Raw genomic sequence first — 17998 nt, forward strand, 5'->3', positions numbered from 1 at the left:
AGGCGTGAAGCCCCCCCAAGCGTTCAGCATGGGAGCGGGCTTCAAGATCAAGACCAAGGATGGCGGAGGCGGCGCGCCGGCGCCGCCCAGCGGCGTGAAGATCGAGCACAGGATCGGAATTCAGGCGTCCAGCGACGCCATCTGGGAGCTCATCTACGACCTTTCCACCTGGAAGGACTGGAACCCGCTCTATGTCGAGGCCGAGGGCCAGGTGCGGATCGGTTCGGCCCTTGCGCTGAAGATGGTCCTGCCCGGGGACGAGCCGATGGTCATCCGCCCGACGGTGCTCGAATGGGTGCCCTACGAACAGCTGCACTGGCGACTGCGACTGATGGGCGGGCTGGTCACCACCACTCGCTACATCGAGATCGAACAGCTGGGCCCGGCCAGCTGCGTCGTATCCAATGGCGAGATCTTCGGCGGTCTCTTAGGCCCCTATGTCGCCAAGCGGATGGGGCGGAAGGTGTGGCGCGGCTTCGAGGCCATGAACCAGGCCCTGAAGGATGCGGCCGAGCAGCGGTGGCGGGCCGAGGGCGGCGCGCCTACATCCGACGCATGATCGACGACCTCTATTCGGCCAAGCTCCTGAAGCTGGCGGCGAACCTGCCGCACCTCGGCCGCCTGCTCGCGCCGCATGGCAGCTCGGAGAAGATCTCCAAGCTGTGCGGCAGCCGCGTAGTGGTCGACGTCGCCGTCGAGGGCGACCGGGTGACCGAGTTCGCCCAGGACGTGAAGGCCTGCGCGCTCGGCCAGGCCTCGGCCGCCGTGCTGGGCGCCGCCGTGCTGGGCGCGAGCCTTTCGGAGATCGAGATGGCCCGCGACCGGTTCCGTGCTATGTTGAAAGAGGGCGCGCCCGCGCCCGAGGGACGATTTGCGGATCTTTCGATGTTGGCTCCGGTGAAGGACTATCCCGCCCGCCACGCCTCCACGCTCCTGGCGTTCGAGGCTGCGGCGGAGGCTGTCCGGCGCGCCGTGGAGCGAACTAGCCGCGCCGGCGCGGCTTGATCCTTAAGGGCGCTCGGCGTAATCGCTGCGCTCCGACCGCAGGCCTGTAAGCCGGCATGACTCTCTATGAACGCTGCGTCCGCGGCGCCTTGCGCGCCTACAAATGGACGCTTTCGCCCCTGATCGGACGCCAATGCCGGTTCCTTCCGACCTGTTCGGAATACGCGGCGGAGGCTCTGATCCGGCATGGCCCCTGGCGCGGCTCACGCCTCGCCGCCGGACGGCTGTGCCGCTGTCATCCCTGGGGAGGCGCGGGCTACGACCCGGTTCCCCCGCCGCGCGGACAGGCTTCGGACGAGGTTCCGCCTCCGCCGCGGAATTGGACGTGTGAGACATGATCGAACTGATTTTCCCCGACGGCTCCAAACGCCAGTACGACGACGGCGTCACGGGCCGGGACGTGGCCGCCTCCATCGCCAAGTCGCTGGAGAAGAAGGCGGTGCTGGTGAAGCTCGACGGCGAGCTTCTGGACCTGGAGCGGCCGCTGCCGCGCGGGGGCCGGTTCGCGCTCCTGACGCGCGAGGATCCGGAGGCGCTGGAGACCATCCGCCACGACGCCAGCCACGTCATGGCCGAGGCCGTGCAGGAGCTGTTCCCCGGCACGCAGGTGACGATCGGGCCGGCCATCGAGGACGGCTTCTATTACGACTTCGCCCGCGACGAGCCGTTCAGCCTGGACGACCTGGCGACGATCGAACAGCGGATGAAGGAGATCGTCGACCGCGACGAAAAGATCGTCCGTGAGGTCTGGGATCGCAACGAGGCCATCGAACACTTCAAGTCGATCGGCGAGGCCTATAAGGCCGAGATCATTTCCGACCTTCCCGAGGACGAGACGATCACGGTCTATCGCCAGGGCGGGTGGAAGGACCTGTGCCTGGGGCCGCACCTGCCCTCGACCAAGCACGTGGGCAAGGCCTTCAAGCTGATGAAGCTGGCCGGCGCCTACTGGCGCGGCGACCACCGGAACGCCCAGCTGCAGCGGATCTACGGCACGGCCTGGGCCTCCGAAGCCGATCTCGAGGCGCACTTGAAACGCCTGGAGGAGGCCGAGAAGCGCGACCACCGCAAGATCGGCCGGGCCATGGACCTCTTCCACCTGCAGGAAGAGGCCAAGGGGATGATCTTCTGGCATCCGAAAGGCTGGACGCTCTACCGCACGGTCGAAGCCTATATGCGCCGCCGGCTCGACGGCGACGGCTATGTCGAGGTCAAGGCCCCCCAGATCATGGACCGCGCCCTGTGGGAGAAGTCGGGCCACTGGGAGAAGTTCGGCGCCAACATGTTCACCTGCGAGACGGACGAGGGCGAAGAGCTCGCGGTCAAGCCGATGAACTGCCCCGGTCACGTCCAGATCTTCAACTTCGGCCAGAAGTCCTACCGCGACCTGCCCCTGCGAATGGCCGAGTTCGGGGCCTGCCACCGGTTTGAGCCGTCCGGCGCCCTGCACGGCATCATGCGGCTGCGGGCCTTCACCCAAGATGACGCGCACATCTTCTGCCGCGAGGACCAGATCGAGGCCGAGACGACGAAGTTCGTGCGCCTGCTCAACTCGGTCTACGCCGATTTCGGCCTGGAGTTGCACAGCGTGAAGCTGGCCCTGCGGCCGGAGCTGCGCGCCGGCACGGACGAGGTCTGGGACATAGCCGAGGACAAGCTCGATCGCGCCGCGCGCCAGGCGGTGAACATGGGCGTCGAACGGCTGCCCGGCGAGGGCGCCTTCTACGGTCCGAAGCTGGAATTCCACCTCTCCGACGCCATCGGCCGGACGTGGCAGTGCGGCACGCTGCAGCTCGACTTCGTGCTGCCCGATCGGCTGGACGCCGAATATGTCGCCGAAGACGGCTCCAAGCAGCGCCCTGTGATGCTGCACCGGGCCATCTGCGGTTCGATGGAGCGCTTCATCGGCGTGGTGATCGAGAACTACGCCGGAGCCTTCCCGCTGTGGCTGGCGCCGACGCAGGTCGTGGTCGCCACAATTACGTCAGACGCCGATGGTTATGCCCTTTCGGCGGCCGAACGCTTGAGGGCCGCCGGACTGCGGGTCGAGACGGACCTTCGGAACGAGAAGATCAATTACAAGGTTCGTGAGCATAGCCTTGCGAAGACGCCGGTGATCGCCGTCGTCGGGCGCCGCGAGGCCGAGGAGGGCAAGGTGGCCTTGAGACGGCTGGGGTCGGACCGCCAGGAGATCCTGACGCTCGCGGAAGCTGTAAAGGCGCTTGCCTTGGAGGCGAGTCCGCCCGATGTTGCCCGGCAGTCCGTGGCAGGCGATTCTTCGCTGCGCCGCGACTCGGTCGGGGCCATGGAGGCTGGATGAACGGCATCGCCGCACCGATCGTCGCTTTCGAGCCCTCGCCGACGCAGGATTTCCTGAAGCCTCGCCGCCGGGTTTCGGTGGTGATGGTGGTCTACATGACCGGCGAGGCGCTCCAGCGCAGCCTGGAGTGCGTGCTGGCCGACCCGCTGGTGGACGAACTGGTGGTGGTCGACAACGGCTCGACCCGCATCGACCTCGCCCGGCTGAAAAGCCTGGCCGAGCGCGACGCCCGCGTGCGGCTCCTGACCGGCCACGGCAATGTCGGCTTCGCCCGGGGGGCCAATCTGGGCGCCCGGGCGGCCGGCGGCGACATCATCGTCTTCCTGAATCCCGACGCCTTCCTGCAGGCCGCATGCGTGCAGGAGCTGGTCCGCGCGATCGAGGGCCGCCCAACGCCGTCTCTGGTCGGCGGCCGGGTGCTCAACGCCGACCGTACCGAACAGCGCGGCGCCCGGCGCGGCGACATCACCCCCGTCAGCGCGCTCATGAGCCTGTCGCACCTCTCCCGCCACGTGGCCGCCTGGCGGCGGTACGAGGTGCACTGGGAGAAGGACGCCGCCCCCGAAGCGGTCGCGGCCGTTCCCACCGTCTCCGGCGCCTGCATCTGCATGCGGCGCGAGGACTTCGACGCCCTCGGCGGCTTCGACGAGGGCTATTTCCTGCACGTGGAGGACGTCGACCTCTGCTGGCGCGTACGCCAGGCGGGCGGCGAGGTGCTGTTCGCCCCGCTCGCGGAGGTGATCCACCTGGGCCACACCAGCCACGCCAGCCCCTTGCGGGTGGAATTCCACAAGGGCGTGGGTCTCGCCCGCTATTTCCGCAAGCGGGCCGCGAACCTGACCGAGCGCCTGGTGGCCTGGGCGCTTTCTCCGGTCATCGTCTGCACCGCCGTGGCCCGCCCGGTGGTCTGGCGCATCCGCGGCCGCGCCACCTGAGCCTTCAGGCGCCCTTGCCGTAACGGATCCGGCCTAGCGCGCCGGCCAAATCCTGCAGCAGGTTCGGGGCCTTCAGTCCGGCCTTCCATTTTTCGTAGGTCATGACGTTCTCGATCCGCGCGTCCACGAAGGACATGGCCGCCTCGCGCCCGGAGGAGAGGCGAATCGCCAGAGCCGAGGCGAGGATGCCCGACAGGATCGCGCGCTTCGAATAGTGGTTCTCGTCGGTGGCCGTATCGCCCGCCCAGCGCCAGAGCGCATCGGCGCTTTCCCACAGCAGGCGGCCAGCGAGCGGCAGGTTCAACGGCAAGGCCAGATAGCCGGCCCAGCGGCGGACGGCCGCCTCGTCGGCGGCGGCCGCGTCCAGCCGGGCGGCGACGGCGGCGCGGATGCGCTCGCGGATCTTCAACCCTGCCGGATCGGAAAGCGCAGCCAGGGCGACGGTGTCATGCCGACGGGCCAGGAGGGCCGCTAGATCGGACGGGCCGTGGGGGACGAGCAGCTCGGTCTCTGAATCCGAAAGCCCGATGGCGCGGCCGGCGGCGCGGACCATCGGCCAGGTCCAGCCCTGCAGCGGGGCCAGGATCAGGGCCTCGTCCAGCAGCCTCTGCTCGGCGTCGCCGGCCCAATCGGATGCGTCTTGCGTCTCGTTCGCCATGCACGCTTTTACCCTGCCCGTGGCCGTCTGTCCGCCGTGGACATGGCCGTCCGCTTCTGCTATCTCGCCGCGCTCAACCCGGAGGCTCACGCCTGCGGGCGACAAGCTTTTGTCCGTTCGCCGCCGCCATTCCGGTCTGGCCGAGCGGGAACGGGTGATAGGAGAGAGACCTCTGGTTCAGATTTTCGTCCGCGACAACAACGTCGACCAGGCCCTGAAGGCGCTGAAGAAGAAGATGCAGCGCGAGGGCTCGTTCCGCGAGATGAAGCGGCACGTTCATTATGAGAAGCCTTCCGAGAAGCGCGCCCGCCAGAAGGCCGAAGCCGTGCGTCGCGCGCGCAAGCTGGCTCGCAAGCGCGCCCAGCGCGAAGGCCTGATCGCGGCGCCGAAGAAGCCGTCGCGGTAAGCTGGCCGCTCAAGGCGAGATTGACGAAAGGCCGCGCACCGTGCGCGGCCTTTTGCTTGTGAGGGAAGCTACGCCGTTCGTCGAACCGCGGTGTTCGGTCGCGCGGCACGTCCCTTGCTGGTGAAAGCCCGCCCGAGCCCCTATCTTGGGCTTTGAGAGACACTTTTCCGAAGGCGCATCATGAACCTGCGTAACTTGGCCATTTGGGGCGCGATCGTCGTGGTCCTGATCGGCGTCTACAGCATGATGACCGGCGGCAGCCAGGCCGCCGGGACGGGTCAGGTTTCCTATTCGCAGCTGCTCGGCCGGATCGATTCCGGCGAGGTGAAGACCGCGATCATCCGCGGCGCCACCGTGGAAGTGCGCGACCAGCAGGGCCGGGCCTATACGGCCATGACCCCGAACAACCAGGACGAACTGGTCAAGCGCCTGCAGGCGCAGGGCGCCGACATCCAGGTCAAGTCGGCCGGCGGCGGCCTCCTGGGCCTGTTCCTGAACAGCCTTCCGATCCTGCTGCTGATCGGGGTCTGGATCTTCTTCATGCGCCAGATGCAGGGCGGCGCCCGCGGCGCCATGGGCTTCGGCAAGTCCAAGGCCCGCATGCTGACCGAGAACAAGAACCGCGTGACCTTCGACGACGTGGCTGGCGTGGACGAGGCCAAGGAAGAGCTGACCGAGATCGTCGACTTCCTGAAGGACCCGCAGAAGTTCCAGCGCCTGGGCGGCAAGATCCCCAAGGGCGCCCTGATGGTCGGCCCGCCCGGCACGGGTAAGACCCTGCTGGGCCGCGCCGTCGCGGGCGAGGCCGGCGTGCCGTTCTTCTACATCTCTGGCTCCGACTTCGTGGAAATGTTCGTCGGCGTCGGCGCCAGCCGCGTGCGCGACATGTTCGAACAGGCCAAGAAGAACGCCCCCTGCATCATCTTCATCGACGAAATCGACGCCGTCGGCCGCCATCGCGGCGCGGGCCTCGGCGGCGGCAACGACGAGCGCGAGCAGACCCTGAACCAGCTGCTGGTGGAGATGGACGGCTTCGACCCGAACGAAGCGATCATCGTCATCGCCTCCACGAACCGCCCCGACGTGCTGGACCCCGCCCTGCTGCGGCCGGGCCGCTTCGACCGCCAGGTGGTCGTGCCGAATCCGGACATCAACGGCCGCGAACGCATCTTGCGCGTCCACATGAAGAACGTGCCGCTGGCCGCCGACGTGGACGTCAAGACCATCGCCCGCGGCACCCCGGGCTTCTCCGGCGCGGACCTGGCCAACCTGGTCAACGAGGCCGCCCTGATGGCCGCGCGCAAGAACCGCCGCATGGTGACCCAGCGCGACTTCGAGGACGCTAAGGACAAGGTCATGATGGGCGCCGAGCGCCGATCCATGGCCATGACCGAGGACGAAAAGCGCCTGACCGCCTATCACGAGGGCGGCCACGCCCTGGTGGCCCTGAACGTGCCGGCCACCGATCCGGTGCACAAGGCGACCATCATCCCACGCGGCCGCGCGCTCGGCATGGTCATGCAGCTGCCCGAGCGGGACCAGCTTTCCATGTCCTACGAGCAGATGACCTCGCGCCTGGCCATCCTGATGGCCGGACGGATCGCCGAGGAGATCATCTTCGGCAAGGACAAGATCACTTCCGGCGCCTCGTCGGATATCGACCAGGCGACCAAGCTGGCGCGGGCCATGGTCACGCGCTGGGGCTTCTCCGACAAGCTGGGCGTCGTGGCCTACGGCGAGAACCAGGAAGAGGTCTTCCTCGGCCACTCGGTTTCGCGCACCCAGTCGGTGTCGGAGGAGACCGCGCGCCTGATCGACGAGGAGGTCAAGCGACTGGTGCAGCAGGGCTATGACGAGGCCAAGCGCATCCTGACCGAAAAGCTGGACGATCTGCATACGCTGGCCAAGTCGCTGCTCGAATACGAGACCCTGACCGGCGACGAGATCGTCAACGCCCTCAAAGGCGTGCCGCCGGTCCGCGAAGACGCCGAGACCAAGAAGCCGACCGGACCCTCGGTGGCGGTGCCGATTTCACCGCGTCCCGAACCGGCCTAAAGCATCGAACGCCCTCCTTCGGGAGGGCGTTTTTTCTTGGGCGAGGCGATGACGGACAACCCGGTGCAGGTGATGGGGGTCGTGAACCTGACCCCTGACAGCTTTTCCGACGGCGGCCTGTTTCTCGAACTCCCCGACGCCCTTCCCCACGCGCGCCGCCTGATCGCCGAGCAGGCCGACATGCTGGACCTGGGTGCGGAATCCACCCGCCCGGGCGCCCTGCCTGTCGCGGCCGAGGACGAGATCGAACGCCTCATCCCCCTGATCCGCGCCGTGCGCGAAGGCAGCGCCATACCGATCTCGGTCGACACGATGAAGCCGGAGGTGGCCCGCGCGGCGGTCGCCGCCGGGGCCGACATCTGGAACGACGTCAGCGCGCTGCGCCATGCGCCGGAGGCTCCCGACGTGGCGGCTGAGCTGGGCTGTCAGGTCGTGCTGATGCACATGCAGGGCGAGCCACGCACGATGCAGGACGCCCCGCACTATGACGACGTGGTGGCCGAAGTGACCGGCTTCCTGGCGGCCCGCGCCGAGGCGGCGCTCGCCGCCGGCGTGGCGCGCGAGAAAATCTGGCTCGATCCGGGGATCGGCTTCGGCAAACGGCTGGAGCACAACCTGGCCCTGCTCGCCCACCTGGACCGCGTGGTGGCGCTCGGCTTTCCGGTGCTGCTGGGCGTCAGCCGCAAGCGCTTCATCGCCGCCCTCGACCCTGCCGCGGCGGAGACCGGCGACCGGCTGGCCGGATCTTTGGCCGCCGCCCTGGCCGGCGCCGCGGCCGGCGTGGCGGCCGTGCGCGTCCACGACGTGGCCGCCACGGTGCAAGCGCTGCGCGTCTGGCGCGCGATCGCCGCCGCCGGAGGCTAGGCCCGGCCGATATTGCCTGCGGGCGTTCCACCCCCGCCGCCGCTTCCGGCCTCCCCCACGGGCCCCGAGCTCGGCTCCCCGAGTTCGACCCCGGCCCGCTGCAGATCGCTCACCACCTCCACGGGCAGGCCCGAGAGCCGGGCCACGTCGCTCCAGGAGTCGAAGGGCCGCGCCTCCACCAGGGCCCGTGCGCCCTCCGCCCCAAGCGGCTCCAAACGGGCGAGGTCCTCCTCCCGAGCGTTGTTCAGGCGCAGGCGCGCGCCTTCAGTTCCGGCGTTCTGGGCCATCGGCAGCTCCTTTGTTTGGCGAACAACGCCTGTGGCCCGTCGCCGGTTCGGGCGAACCCGGCCGGGGCCTGGGGCGTTTCCTCGCCGAGGGGGGAGCCCGCGCGCCGAAGCGCGGGCCTGTTCCGTTTCGGCCAAGACTCGGAGGACGTGCGTGACCAAGCTGACCTACGACGAGATCGTCTCAGCCCTCGGCCCGGTCGACGACCTGACCGTGACCCAGATCCTGGCCACCGGCGCGAGCAGTGAGGAATTCGTGCGCGCCCGCGCCTGGCTCGCCAATGACGAGGCCCCGATCAATGAAGGCGACCCACTGGCCTCCGGGCGCGTCGCACAGCTGATCGACATTCTCGAAACGCTCGAGAGCGAGCTGCAGCCCGACGTCGAAGCTTAGATCACCACCGGCGCCGAGACGCTCGTCCCTTCGGGCCGCACCTCGAAGGTCTTCACCACCCGCGTCTGGAAGGTGCGTTCGATGATGGTGGAGACGCCGACCAGCTCCGCCTTGGCCGTCTCGCGCGTCAGGGTCAGCAGGACGAAGCCCTTGGTCCCCTGGTCGTTGAAAAGGACCTCGTCGTTGCCGCCGGCCATGACCTCCGCCACCGGGAAGGTCTTCAGCACGTCGCCGCCGCCGGGGCTGGTGATGGAGGTCGCCCCGAACTCCACCGCCACGCGCGTTCCGCCGGCGTCGTGCAGGTCGTTGACCCAGAAGGCGTGGCTGTCGCCGGTGACCACGATGGGCCGGGCGCCGGCGGCGCGGAAGGCCGCATAGACCCGCTCCCGCTCGGCCGGATAGCCGTCCCACATGTCGAGCCCCCAGGGCAGGCTCAGCGGCCCCAGGCCCTCCATCCGCGTCAGCCGGCGCTGCGAGGCCTCGTCGAGGGTGGCCTTGGCCGCTTCGTAGCGCGCCTCGCCCAGCACCCGACGGGCGTCCGGCACGTTGATGCGGCCCATCAGCACCTCGTTGCCGATCACCTGCCAGGCGTGGCCGGCGGCGACGGAGGCCTTGAGCTCGTCGGCCAGCCAGCGCTCCTGCCGCGCCCCCATCATCTTCCGGTCGGGATCGGCGAGCTTCGCCCGGAAGGCCGCGACGCCGGCCTCGCCGGCCGAGGCGTCGAAGTCCCGCTCGTAGTTCAGCTGGGCGTCGCGGGCGGTCAGCCGGGTCTCCAGCATGATCAGGCTGGCCAGGTCGCCGAACCGGAAGCTGCGCTGGATGCCGTAGCCGCCGTCGGCCGGCTCGCGGATCGGCATCCACTCGTAATAGGCCTTGATCGCGACGGCCTTGCGCCGGTTCCAGTCACCTTCTTCCGGCTGATGGTTCTGAGCGCCCTCGGCGAAACTGTCGTTGGCGGTCTCGTGATCGTCCCAGACGACGATCCAGGGCGCGCGGGCGTGCGCCGCCTGCAGATCGGGATCGGACTTGTACTGGGCGTGGCGGCGCCGGTAGTCGACGAGCGTCAGAATCTCGTGCGGCGGGTCGTGCGGCCGCTCGCCCGCCACGGCGGAGTCCATGCCATAGGAACCGGGACCGCCGTACTCGTAGATGTAGTCGCCCAGGTGCACCACGGCGTCGACCCGCGGCAGGTCGGCGATCGCGCGATAGGCGTTGAAATAGCCGTTCGGATAGAGCGAGCAGGAGGCGACCGCGAGAACCACGTCCCTGATCGATCCCGTGGGCAGTGTCCGTGTGCGGCCCAAGGGCGAGGTCACGCCATTGGCCACGAACTCGAAGGTGTAGGCCCGATCAGGATCGAGGCCCGCCACATCCACCTTCACCGTGAAGTCGCGGTCAGGCCCCGTGACGCCTTGGCCGGACTTGGCCCCGCCCGCCCGGCGGTCCACCGGATTGAGCCGCCAGCGATAGGCGATCTGGCCAGCCGCCGGGTCGGCGGGCGTGATGCGGGTCCAAAGGATCACCCGGTCGGCCAGCGGATCGCCCGAGGCCACGCCATGATCGAAACGCACCTCGCCCGAATAGGCCGAACCCTGCGCCGCGGCCGGGGCGGCCGACCCGACGCCCAAGAGGGCCAAGGCCCGACGACGATCCAGCAGCATCCCAAATCCCCCGCGCGCGTTCGCCTAGCTCGACCATCTTAGTGGAGAAGGATGACGCCCCGATGTCCAGCGAAGGCTTGCATGTTCCGCGTGAAAATCTGCGGCCCGAAACCCTCCACATGCACTACGCCATCGCCTCGCTCATCGAGGAGCTGGAAGCCGTGGATTGGTATCGCCAGCGCGCGGACGACTGCACCGATCCCGAGCTGAGGGCCATCCTCCTGCACAACGCCCGCGAAGAGATCGAACACGCGGCCATGGCGCTGGAGTGGATTCGCAGGAAGGACCCGGAGTTCGACGGCCAGCTTCGGGAATTCCTGTTCTCCGAAGGCTCCATCGCCGCCCAGGAGGCGGAGAACGCCGAGAAGCACGGGCTCTGACCGTCCGAAAAGGAAGCGGCCATGCAGGGTCTACGCCGGTTGGCTCCTGCATGGCCGCCATTCACCCGATCCCGCGGGGGACGCCAGGATCGGGGACAGTCTCGTACCGGGGGCTTAGAGCGCTTTGACCGCCATCAATGGCGGACCCCGCTCGCCACCGACTCGATGAGGACGTTCGGCTGGACATCGTTCGGCGCGATCCGATCGGGCGCGGTCCAGGCGATAAAGACCGCGCCGGTCAGAGCGGCCATCGAGACGGCGAGGTGCGCGTATTTCACCGACGTGTCCTCCCGCGGCTGCGTCGTGCATTCGGTTTAGGCAGGCGCGACGTTCGCGCGCAGGTGCAGCGGCGCGCGACGGCATGCGCAACGGTTGCAGCCCCGCGAGCCACCTTCGGCGCAACCCGTTGCACGCCGGTGCGCAACCGTTGCACGCAAAGTTGCATTCGGGCGCATCTGTGGAATCATGTTCGGCGATGTCGACGCCCGCCGCCTTCTCCGAGAAGCTGGACTTGGTCCTGAAGGCGCTCTCCATGAGCCGTGGGCGCCTGGCGGCCGAGCTGGGCGTCGACAAGTCGCTGGTGGGGCGCTGGGCTTCCGGCGCGGTGACGCCTTCGGCGCATAATCTGGAGAACCTGACCCGGCTGGTGGCGGCCAAGCGCGACGGCTTCACCATGCTGGACTGGGACCGCGACCTGCCGGGCCTCGCCGACGTGTTCGGGGTGCAGGTGCGGCTGAACGGCCATGTTCCGGCCCAGACGCGCGGCGCGGCCGACGGCCTCCCCCTGCCGGTTCTGGACATGGCGCGCCTGACCACCGAGCGCCGCGGCGCGGCCTACGAGGGCTTCTGGCGCACGACCCGGCCGTCGGTGATGATGCCCGGGCGCTTCTTCCACGACCACGGCGTCGTCCGGCGGGCGGAAAACGGGCTCTTGCAGTTCAAGATGGGCGGGGCGGGCCTGCTGTTCGACGGCTGGCTGCTGCCGGCCGAGGGGCAGCTGTTCGCCATCCTGTTCGACACCGTCGGCCAGACGCCGATCTTCCTGATCTTCAACGGCGTGCCGCTGTCCAAGGCCTCGTTCCTGGACGGCCTGGTGATGGCCGCGGCCCTGAACGCGGCGCGCACGCCCTCGGCCTATCCCATCGTCATGGAGCGGATCGGCGACCTGACGGGTGACGAGGCCGCTGACGAGGCGACCTGCGCCGAGCTCCTTTCGCGCGATCCCCTGATCCCGGAGGACGAGGTGGACGAGGCCATGCGCCGGCATCTGGTCCGCGACATCGGTCCGGCGGCTGCGGCGGCGGGCGGCGACCTCTTCCTGCTGGCGCCGATCACCTCCACCCTTTCGCGCGGCGAGACCATCGGCGGACGGCTGCAAGGGTGAGCCCCGCCTCCGACCTCGAGCCAGAAGACGACGACTTCGCCCCCGACACGCCGGGCGAGCGCATGATCGTCGTGGCGCCCGAGGACGCCGGCGGCCGCATTGACAAGACCCTGGCCGAGCGCCTGCGCGAGCTCTCCCGCGGCCGGGTCCAGGCGTTGATGGCCCAGGGTCTGGTCAGCCGCGACGGCGTTCCGCAGTCCGATCCCTCCGCCAAGGCCAAGGCCGGCGACTACCGCATCCTAATTCCGCCGCCGGAGCCGGCCGAGCCCCAGCCGGAGAACATCCCGCTGACGGTGCTCTACGAGGACCCGCACCTGATCGTGGTGGACAAGCCGGCCGGCATGGCCGTTCACCCCGCCCCCGGCAGCGAAAGCGGCACCCTGGTCAACGCCCTGCTCCACCACTGCGGCGCGAGCCTCTCCGGCGTCGGCGGCGTCGCCCGCCCGGGCGTCGTCCACCGCATCGACAAGGAGACTTCGGGCGTGATGGTGGCGGCCAAGACCGACGCCGCCCACCAGGGCCTCTCGGCGCTCTTCGCCGCCCACGACCTGGACCGCGTCTACATCGCCCTGGTCCGCGGCGCCCCGCATCCGGCGCGCGGGACCATCGAGACCCGCCTCGGCCGCTCCACCCACGACCGCAAGAAGATGGCCGTGCTGAAGACAGGCGGTCGCGAGGCGATCACCCACTACCGGACCGAACGCACATTCGGGCCTCAGGAACGGCCGCTCGCCGCGCGCGTCTCCTGCCGACTGGAGACCGGCCGCACCCATCAGATCCGCGTACATCTGGCCTCGAAGGGGACGCCGTGCCTCGGCGACCCCATATATGGCTCGGGCGCGCCCGCGGCCCCCGTGCGCGAGGCGATCGCCCGGTCGGGTCTCGCCCGCCAGGCCCTGCACGCCGCGGTGTTGGGCTTCGTCCATCCCGTGACCGGCGAGGCCCTGCGCTTCGAGGCGCCGCCGCCCCCAGACATGGCGCAGCTGGAAGCTATCCTCTCAGGCCTGTGAGAAAGGATCGAAACGCCGGCGCCTTGAAGGCGCCTCTATCGGCCCGTAGAAATACCTGAGTTGAGCAGTCGGATTTATCGGGCCGTCGGAATCTCCCAACCGCGGCCTTACGTCCCACGAAACCAATACCTATCTGAAAGGTTGGAGGGGGCGGACGGTCTCGCGCGCGCGCCGCGCTGAACGACCCGAGGGTCCGCTTGAGAAGAAGGGGATACGTCCATGGCCGCGAATGCGCTCGCCGTGATGTCGCCGGAAGGCGGCCTCAGCCGGTATCTGACCGAGATCCGCAAATTCCCGATGCTGGAAAAGGACGAGGAGTTCATGCTCGCCAAGCGCTGGCGCGAGCACGAGGACCCCGAAGCCGCCCACAAGCTCGTCACCAGCCACCTTCGTCTCGTGGCCAAGATCGCCATGGGCTACCGCGGCTACGGCCTGCCGATCGGGGAGGTGATCTCCGAAGGCAATGTCGGCCTGATGCAGGCCGTGAAGAAGTTCGAGCCGGACAAGGGCTTCCGCCTGGCCACCTACGCCATGTGGTGGATCCGCGCCTCGATCCAGGAATACATCCTGCGATCCTGGAGCCTGGTGAAGATGGGCACGACGGCGGCGCAGAAGAAGCTGTTCTTCAACCTGCGCAAGGCCAAGTCCGAGATCAGCGCCCTCTCCGAAGGAGACCTGCGCCCCGATCAGGTCAGCCAGATCGCCACCAAGCTCGGCGTGCTGGACGAGGAGGTCATCTCCATGAACCGGCGCCTGTCGGGCCCGGACGCCTCGTTGAACGCGCCTCTGCGCGCGGACGGCGAGAGCGAGTGGCAGGACTGGCTGGAGGACGAAGGCGCCGTCAGCCAGGAAGCCCAGGTGGCCGAGGCCCAGGAGAAGTCGATCCGCATGAGCCTGCTCGAGGCGGCCATGACGGAGCTGACCGACCGCGAGCGGCACATCCTCACCGAACGCCGGCTGAAGGATAATCCGACCACGCTCGAAGAACTGGCCGCCGAATACGGGGTCAGCCGCGAGCGGGTCCGCCAGATCGAGGTCCGCGCCTTCGAAAAGCTGCAGAAGTCCATGCGCGCAGCCGCCGAAGCCAAGAACCTCGTCGACGCCTGAGGCGCCTGCGAATTGAAACGAAGCGCCCTCCCCGGCGACGGGGAGGGTTTTTCGTTGGGCCTCGCTGTGGCCATAGCCATCACCCCCGCAGGATCTTTTCCATCGCCTTGCCCTTGGCCAGTTCGTCGACCAGCTTGTCCAGGCGGCGGATCTCGCGCATCAGCGGGTCGGCGACCTCCTCCACGCGCACGCCGCAGACCACGCCCTTGATCTCGGATCGGGCGGAGTGCGGATCGGGCGCCTCGGCGAAGAAGGTGCGGAAGTCGGTTTGCCGGGCGAGCTGGCGGTCGAGCTCGTCCTGACTGAAGCCGGTCAGCCAGCGGACGATCTGGTCGACCTCGGCCTTGCTGCGCCCCTTCTTCTCGGCCTTGGCGACATAGTGCGGATAGACGCTGGCGAAACTGGTGGTGAAGATTCGATGCTCGGTCATCGCGCCTCTCAAATCCGCTCCCCCGGCAACTCGCTCGCCTGCTTCACCCGGGCGATGAACTGGGCCTCATCGAGGGCGCCTTCGTAGATGTCGAGATAGCGCACGTCCTTGTGCTTCGACGGCCCCGGCGGCGGCGGGGTCAGGTCGGCGCCGCGGAAGAAGGTCACCTTTATGTACTTGGTGAAGCAATGGAAGCTGAGGAACCAGCCCTGGCCTTCCAGGCCGTAAAAGGGCGAGTTCCACTTCACCGCCTTCTGCACGCCGGGGACCGACTGCACGATCAGCTCGTCGAGGCGGCGGCCGACCGCCTGCTTCCAGCCCGGCATGGCGGCGATATAGGCCTGCACCGGCGCCTCGCCATAGCCCTTGGGGATCTGGGGATTGCCCCCGGAGAGGAGGACAGGCTTGGTCATCGCCGCCGCGCCCCGCCCGCCTGGAGGTTCAGGGCCGCAGCCGCGCGGACCAGGTCCTTGAGCGCGGCCTCGTCGATCGCCTCGCCCTCGCGGAAGTCGATGGCCCGGCGGGTCTTGCCCTCGAGGCTGGAATTGAACAGGCCCGCGGGGTCCGGCAGGGAGGCGCCCTTGGCGAAGGTCATCTTGACCGCGGCCTTGTAGGCCTCCCCCGTGCAGATGAGCCCGCCGTGGGACCAGACCGGGGTCTCCCACTTCCATTCCTCGACGATCTCGGGATCCGCCTCCAGCACGATCTTGCGGATCTTGCCGAGCATCTCGCCGCGCCAGCCGCCCAGGGCCTCGATGCGGCGGTCGATCAGTTGGGCGGGGGTTTCGTCCGTCATGGGCTTCAAGCCTCGCCTTGGACGCGCCGTGCGCCGCGCCATTTCGCGGCATAGGGCGACACGAACATGTAGAGCCCCGTCAGCATCAGCGGGATGAGCGGAAGGAGCGCCAGGAAACCCAGCCAGAGGGGCGGGTCCCTCTGGGTCATGGCGGCGATATTGGCCAGCACCGCCGCCGTGAAGGCCAACGACAGCCAGCGATGGATTTGTCGGATCCAGGTGCTCAAGGCGACCTCCTGTCGGTTTGATTGGGCGGGCGTTCAGTCCAGGCCCGCCAGCACGTGCTCCAGATTGTCCAGGAACCGCGGCCAGCCGGCCTGGGCGCCGCCGTAGTAGCGGGGCTGGTCGCGGCGGAAGCCGGTCTGCTCCATGCGCAGCCGGGCGCCCGCCCCCGTCGGCGTCAGGGTCCAGGTCACCACGCTCCTCAGGTTCTCGTCACCCCAGGTATAGGCCAGTTTCCGGCCCGGCTCGACCTCCAGGACCTCACCGCCGACCGAACCCCATTCGGCGCGAAGGTCGAAGCGGCGGCCGACCACCGGTTCGAAGTCGTTCTTCATCAGCCAGGCCTCGATCAGGTGCGGCTGGGTCAGGGCGCGCCAGATCTTCTCGGGCGGATGCGGAAGGTCGCGCTCCACGACCACGGAGAGGGTTTCGGCGTCGGCGGCGGTCATTGATCCATTCTCTGCAAGAGGTTCTCCAGGTCGTCGAACCGGCTCTCCCAGAAGCCGGTCATCCGCGTCGTCCAGTCGGCCAGCGGGGCCAGGGCCGCGGCCTGGGCGCTGTAGTGGGTCTGGCGCCCCTGCTGGCGGTCGCGCACCAGGCCGGCTTGCTTCAGCACCGCCAGATGCTTGGAGACCGCCGGCTGGGAGACGCCGGCCCGGGCGGTCAGGGCGCCGACCGTCTGCTCCCCCTCGCGGCACAGCCGCTCGAAGATCGCCCGCCGCGTGGGATCGGCGAGCGTCCTGAACAGCATGTCGTGCGCGTCGGGCATCTAATTCCATAACCTGAGAGTTATCGGATAATTCATAACCAGACAGCTATGGGTAAGTCCACCCCCTCGCAGGCAGGGCGATCGGGAGCCAAGCCAGGCCTGAGCCGTTTACTTTTCCATGCCCAACCTGGACGAGATGGTTGAGCGGCAGAGGGTGCTGGCCGCCTTTGGCGAATTTGCGCTGCGGTGCGAAGATCTGGACGCGATCCTCACCGAGGGCTGTCGCCTGGTCGCCGCGGCGCTGAACGCCGATCTCGCCAAGGTGCTGGAGATCGAGGAGGACGGGGAGCATCTGCTGATCCGCGCCGGCGTCGGGTGGCGGCCGGGCGTGGTGGGGGAAATCCGGCTGCCGATGTGCGAGCAGTCGTCGGAACAATATTCGATCCGCGAGGGGCGTCCGGTCATCACCAAGGACATCGCCCACGAGGACCGTTTCGTCCTTCCGCCGTTCCTGAAGGACCATGGAGTGGTCGCCCTGGTGAACACCCCGATCTTCCTGCCGGGGGGCAAGCCCTACGGCCTGCTGCAGGTCGACATGTGCGAGCCGCGTGACCTGGACGAGCAGGACATCGAGTTCCTGCGCACCTATACCGCCATTCTGGGCCCTGTGATCGACCGGCTGCACAAGGCCCACAGCCTGAAAGTTGCGCTGGAGACGAACAAGCGCCTGTTCCAGGAGCTTCAGCACCGGGTCAAGAACCACATCATGATCATCACGGGCGTGGTCCGCATGCGCGCCCGGGCGGTGCAAGGCGAAGAGGCGCGCCTCGCGCTCGCAGCAGTCGCCGAGCGCATCGAGGCGCTGCGCCTGGTCCACGAGCAGCTCTACATGCGAGGCGCCGTGGAAGGCCTGCGCCTTCGGCCCTACATCGTGCAGCTGGTGGAGAACCTCTGCCACCTTCACCAGGAGCAGGCGGGCCGGGTTCGCCTGACCTTCGACATCGAGGAGGCCGAGCTTCCGCCGGATATCGCCCTGCCGCTCGGCCTCATCCTCAACGAGTTCGTCACCAACACGCTGAAATACGCGTTCGACGGGAAGGGGGGCGAGATCGCAGTCTCGCTCGAGCGCTCGACTGGAAACCGGTTCCAGCTGCTGGCGCGCGACAACGGTAAGGGCTTGCCGCCAGCCGGCCAGGTTCCGGCGCGCGCCGGATCGGGCACGGGATTCAAGCTGATGGAGGGCCTGGCGCGTCAGATCGGAGCTCGTCCGGTCTGGTCGAGACCCGAGGGCAAGGGGACCTGCCTTTGGCTGGAGTTCGATGCAACCCCGAACACGATGCCGTCGAACGGGACGGTCTGACTAACGATCGTAAACTCG

At 68.4% G+C, this 17998-nt stretch carries 24 protein-coding genes; 14 read left to right on the forward strand and 10 right to left on the reverse strand.

From position 1 onward, the window contains the following. Window positions 1-4 precede the first annotated feature (4 nt). From ACK41C_RS03085 to ACK41C_RS03105, 5 genes are read left to right on the forward strand one after another with little or no spacing between them, the layout of a single operon-like run. Window positions 5-559, forward strand: a complete 555-nt coding sequence (locus ACK41C_RS03085) for an SRPBCC family protein (RefSeq protein ID WP_409650377.1) — start codon at window positions 5-7, stop codon at window positions 557-559. Further along, a complete protein-coding gene (locus ACK41C_RS03090) occupies window positions 556-1005 on the forward strand; it encodes an iron-sulfur cluster assembly scaffold protein (RefSeq protein WP_409650379.1) in 450 nt (149 codons plus the stop codon). The genes ACK41C_RS03085 and ACK41C_RS03090 overlap by 4 nt, the downstream gene beginning before the upstream one ends. 56 nt (window positions 1006-1061) lie before the next feature. Then, window positions 1062-1343: a membrane protein insertion efficiency factor YidD gene (yidD, locus tag ACK41C_RS03095; RefSeq protein WP_409650381.1), complete on the forward strand. Its 282-nt coding sequence runs from the start codon at window positions 1062-1064 to the stop codon at window positions 1341-1343. Continuing rightward, window positions 1340-3325 carry a threonine--tRNA ligase gene (thrS, locus tag ACK41C_RS03100; RefSeq protein WP_409650383.1) on the forward strand — a complete coding sequence of 662 codons (1986 nt, stop codon included), beginning with the start codon at window positions 1340-1342 and terminating at the stop codon, window positions 3323-3325. The genes yidD and thrS overlap by 4 nt, the downstream gene beginning before the upstream one ends. Continuing rightward, on the forward strand, window positions 3322-4260 hold the full coding sequence (locus ACK41C_RS03105; RefSeq protein ID WP_409650385.1) for a glycosyltransferase family 2 protein: 939 nt from the start codon (window positions 3322-3324) through the stop codon (window positions 4258-4260). Before thrS ends, ACK41C_RS03105 begins: the two co-directional genes overlap by 4 nt. Window positions 4261-4264: 4 nt before the next feature. Here ACK41C_RS03105 and ACK41C_RS03110 read toward each other — a convergent pair whose 3' ends face one another. After that, complete coding sequence (locus ACK41C_RS03110; protein ID WP_409650387.1) at window positions 4265-4918, reverse strand: COQ9 family protein; 654 nt, start codon at window positions 4916-4918, stop codon at window positions 4265-4267. A 172-nt stretch (window positions 4919-5090) separates the two neighbouring features. On the opposite strand from ACK41C_RS03110, the gene rpsU reads away from it, so the two are divergent. The 3 genes from rpsU (at window position 5091) to folP (ending at window position 8243) form a co-directional block, all read left to right on the forward strand. Beyond that, a complete protein-coding gene (gene rpsU / locus ACK41C_RS03115; protein ID WP_111275467.1) occupies window positions 5091-5324 on the forward strand; it encodes a 30S ribosomal protein S21 in 234 nt (77 codons plus the stop codon). Window positions 5325-5504: 180 nt separating this feature from the next. After that, complete coding sequence (gene ftsH, locus ACK41C_RS03120) at window positions 5505-7379, forward strand: ATP-dependent zinc metalloprotease FtsH (protein ID WP_409650389.1); 1875 nt, start codon at window positions 5505-5507, stop codon at window positions 7377-7379. Window positions 7380-7427: 48 nt separating this feature from the next. After that, the gene (gene folP / locus ACK41C_RS03125; RefSeq protein ID WP_409650391.1) at window positions 7428-8243 is read left to right on the forward strand and encodes a dihydropteroate synthase; all 816 of its coding nucleotides are present in this window, start codon (window positions 7428-7430) and stop codon (window positions 8241-8243) included. On the opposite strand, the gene ACK41C_RS03130 is transcribed toward folP, so the two are convergent. Further along, window positions 8240-8530, reverse strand: a complete 291-nt coding sequence (locus tag ACK41C_RS03130) for a hypothetical protein (protein ID WP_409650393.1) — start codon at window positions 8528-8530, stop codon at window positions 8240-8242. The two genes, folP and ACK41C_RS03130, sit on opposite strands and share 4 nt — an antisense overlap. Window positions 8531-8681: 151 nt before the next feature. On the opposite strand from ACK41C_RS03130, the gene ACK41C_RS03135 reads away from it, so the two are divergent. Continuing rightward, the gene (locus ACK41C_RS03135) at window positions 8682-8921 is read left to right on the forward strand and encodes a hypothetical protein (protein WP_409650395.1); all 240 of its coding nucleotides are present in this window, start codon (window positions 8682-8684) and stop codon (window positions 8919-8921) included. Here ACK41C_RS03135 and ACK41C_RS03140 read toward each other — a convergent pair. Further along, window positions 8918-10582 carry an alkaline phosphatase D family protein gene (locus ACK41C_RS03140; RefSeq protein WP_409650397.1) on the reverse strand — a complete coding sequence of 555 codons (1665 nt, stop codon included), beginning with the start codon at window positions 10580-10582 and terminating at the stop codon, window positions 8918-8920. The two genes, ACK41C_RS03135 and ACK41C_RS03140, sit on opposite strands and share 4 nt — an antisense overlap. A 62-nt stretch (window positions 10583-10644) precedes the next feature. Here ACK41C_RS03140 and ACK41C_RS03145 point away from each other — a divergent pair, with 62 nt between their 5' ends. Next, complete coding sequence (locus ACK41C_RS03145) at window positions 10645-10962, forward strand: ferritin (protein WP_409650399.1); 318 nt, start codon at window positions 10645-10647, stop codon at window positions 10960-10962. Window positions 10963-11096: 134 nt separating this feature from the next. Here the strand turns inward: ACK41C_RS03145 and ACK41C_RS03150 are convergent, their stop codons facing one another. Beyond that, window positions 11097-11240, reverse strand: coding sequence for a hypothetical protein (locus ACK41C_RS03150; RefSeq protein WP_409650401.1), 144 nt, complete (start codon window positions 11238-11240; stop codon window positions 11097-11099). Between the two features lie 197 nt (window positions 11241-11437). Between ACK41C_RS03150 and ACK41C_RS03155 the strand changes: the two genes are divergently transcribed. The 3 genes from ACK41C_RS03155 to rpoH all read left to right on the forward strand — a co-directional run bounded on the left by ACK41C_RS03155 (window position 11438) and on the right by rpoH (window position 14463). Continuing rightward, complete coding sequence (locus ACK41C_RS03155) at window positions 11438-12346, forward strand: helix-turn-helix domain-containing protein (protein WP_409650403.1); 909 nt, start codon at window positions 11438-11440, stop codon at window positions 12344-12346. A 62-nt stretch (window positions 12347-12408) separates the two neighbouring features. Beyond that, on the forward strand, window positions 12409-13356 hold the full coding sequence (locus ACK41C_RS03160) for an RluA family pseudouridine synthase (protein ID WP_409653882.1): 948 nt from the start codon (window positions 12409-12411) through the stop codon (window positions 13354-13356). A gap of 219 nt (window positions 13357-13575) precedes the next feature. Further along, window positions 13576-14463, forward strand: a complete 888-nt coding sequence (gene rpoH / locus ACK41C_RS03165; protein ID WP_409650405.1) for an RNA polymerase sigma factor RpoH — start codon at window positions 13576-13578, stop codon at window positions 14461-14463. A gap of 79 nt (window positions 14464-14542) precedes the next feature. Here the strand turns inward: rpoH and ACK41C_RS03170 are convergent, their stop codons facing one another. The 6 genes from ACK41C_RS03170 to ACK41C_RS03195 are packed head-to-tail and all read right to left on the reverse strand — an operon-like array spanning window position 14543 to window position 16680. Beyond that, window positions 14543-14893, reverse strand: a complete 351-nt coding sequence (locus ACK41C_RS03170) for a DUF2200 domain-containing protein (protein WP_409650407.1) — start codon at window positions 14891-14893, stop codon at window positions 14543-14545. A gap of 8 nt (window positions 14894-14901) precedes the next feature. After that, the gene (locus tag ACK41C_RS03175) at window positions 14902-15306 is read right to left on the reverse strand and encodes a DUF1801 domain-containing protein (RefSeq protein WP_409650409.1); all 405 of its coding nucleotides are present in this window, start codon (window positions 15304-15306) and stop codon (window positions 14902-14904) included. Next, a complete protein-coding gene (locus tag ACK41C_RS03180) occupies window positions 15303-15689 on the reverse strand; it encodes a DUF1801 domain-containing protein (RefSeq protein ID WP_409650411.1) in 387 nt (128 codons plus the stop codon). The genes ACK41C_RS03175 and ACK41C_RS03180 overlap by 4 nt, the downstream gene beginning before the upstream one ends. Before the next feature lie 5 nt (window positions 15690-15694). After that, complete coding sequence (locus tag ACK41C_RS03185; protein ID WP_409650413.1) at window positions 15695-15916, reverse strand: hypothetical protein; 222 nt, start codon at window positions 15914-15916, stop codon at window positions 15695-15697. 33 nt (window positions 15917-15949) lie between these two features. Continuing rightward, a complete protein-coding gene (locus ACK41C_RS03190; protein WP_409650415.1) occupies window positions 15950-16360 on the reverse strand; it encodes an SRPBCC domain-containing protein in 411 nt (136 codons plus the stop codon). Next, window positions 16357-16680 carry an ArsR/SmtB family transcription factor gene (locus ACK41C_RS03195; protein ID WP_409650417.1) on the reverse strand — a complete coding sequence of 108 codons (324 nt, stop codon included), beginning with the start codon at window positions 16678-16680 and terminating at the stop codon, window positions 16357-16359. The genes ACK41C_RS03190 and ACK41C_RS03195 overlap by 4 nt, the downstream gene beginning before the upstream one ends. A 118-nt stretch (window positions 16681-16798) precedes the next feature. Here ACK41C_RS03195 and ACK41C_RS03200 point away from each other — a divergent pair, with 118 nt between their 5' ends. Beyond that, entirely contained in the window at window positions 16799-17980 is a 1182-nt protein-coding gene (locus ACK41C_RS03200) for a sensor histidine kinase (protein WP_409650419.1), read from the forward strand. Window positions 17981-17998 lie beyond the last annotated feature (18 nt).

The organism is Phenylobacterium sp. (genome assembly GCF_046290725.1).
GTDB lineage: Bacteria > Pseudomonadota > Alphaproteobacteria > Caulobacterales > Caulobacteraceae > Phenylobacterium.

Excerpts from the sequence above, each read along its gene's own strand:
- ACK41C_RS03090 (WP_409650379.1), top strand. The coding sequence starts at position 556 with ATGATCGACGACCTCTATTCGGCCAAGCTCCTGAAGCTGGCGGCGAAC.
- yidD (WP_409650381.1), top strand. The coding sequence starts at position 1,062 with ATGACTCTCTATGAACGCTGCGTCCGCGGCGCCTTGCGCGCCTACAAA.
- thrS (WP_409650383.1), top strand. The coding sequence starts at position 1,340 with ATGATCGAACTGATTTTCCCCGACGGCTCCAAACGCCAGTACGACGAC.
- ACK41C_RS03105 (WP_409650385.1), top strand. The coding sequence starts at position 3,322 with ATGAACGGCATCGCCGCACCGATCGTCGCTTTCGAGCCCTCGCCGACG.
- ACK41C_RS03110 (WP_409650387.1), bottom strand. The coding sequence starts at position 4,918 with ATGGCGAACGAGACGCAAGACGCATCCGATTGGGCCGGCGACGCCGAG.
- ftsH (WP_409650389.1), top strand. The coding sequence starts at position 5,505 with ATGAACCTGCGTAACTTGGCCATTTGGGGCGCGATCGTCGTGGTCCTG.
- folP (WP_409650391.1), top strand. The coding sequence starts at position 7,428 with ATGACGGACAACCCGGTGCAGGTGATGGGGGTCGTGAACCTGACCCCT.
- ACK41C_RS03130 (WP_409650393.1), bottom strand. The coding sequence starts at position 8,530 with ATGGCCCAGAACGCCGGAACTGAAGGCGCGCGCCTGCGCCTGAACAAC.
- ACK41C_RS03140 (WP_409650397.1), bottom strand. The coding sequence starts at position 10,582 with ATGCTGCTGGATCGTCGTCGGGCCTTGGCCCTCTTGGGCGTCGGGTCG.
- ACK41C_RS03145 (WP_409650399.1), top strand. The coding sequence starts at position 10,645 with ATGTCCAGCGAAGGCTTGCATGTTCCGCGTGAAAATCTGCGGCCCGAA.
- ACK41C_RS03155 (WP_409650403.1), top strand. The coding sequence starts at position 11,438 with ATGTCGACGCCCGCCGCCTTCTCCGAGAAGCTGGACTTGGTCCTGAAG.
- ACK41C_RS03160 (WP_409653882.1), top strand. The coding sequence starts at position 12,409 with ATGATCGTCGTGGCGCCCGAGGACGCCGGCGGCCGCATTGACAAGACC.
- rpoH (WP_409650405.1), top strand. The coding sequence starts at position 13,576 with ATGGCCGCGAATGCGCTCGCCGTGATGTCGCCGGAAGGCGGCCTCAGC.
- ACK41C_RS03170 (WP_409650407.1), bottom strand. The coding sequence starts at position 14,893 with ATGACCGAGCATCGAATCTTCACCACCAGTTTCGCCAGCGTCTATCCG.
- ACK41C_RS03175 (WP_409650409.1), bottom strand. The coding sequence starts at position 15,306 with ATGACCAAGCCTGTCCTCCTCTCCGGGGGCAATCCCCAGATCCCCAAG.
- ACK41C_RS03180 (WP_409650411.1), bottom strand. The coding sequence starts at position 15,689 with ATGACGGACGAAACCCCCGCCCAACTGATCGACCGCCGCATCGAGGCC.
- ACK41C_RS03190 (WP_409650415.1), bottom strand. The coding sequence starts at position 16,360 with ATGACCGCCGCCGACGCCGAAACCCTCTCCGTGGTCGTGGAGCGCGAC.
- ACK41C_RS03195 (WP_409650417.1), bottom strand. The coding sequence starts at position 16,680 with ATGCCCGACGCGCACGACATGCTGTTCAGGACGCTCGCCGATCCCACG.
- ACK41C_RS03200 (WP_409650419.1), top strand. The coding sequence starts at position 16,799 with ATGCCCAACCTGGACGAGATGGTTGAGCGGCAGAGGGTGCTGGCCGCC.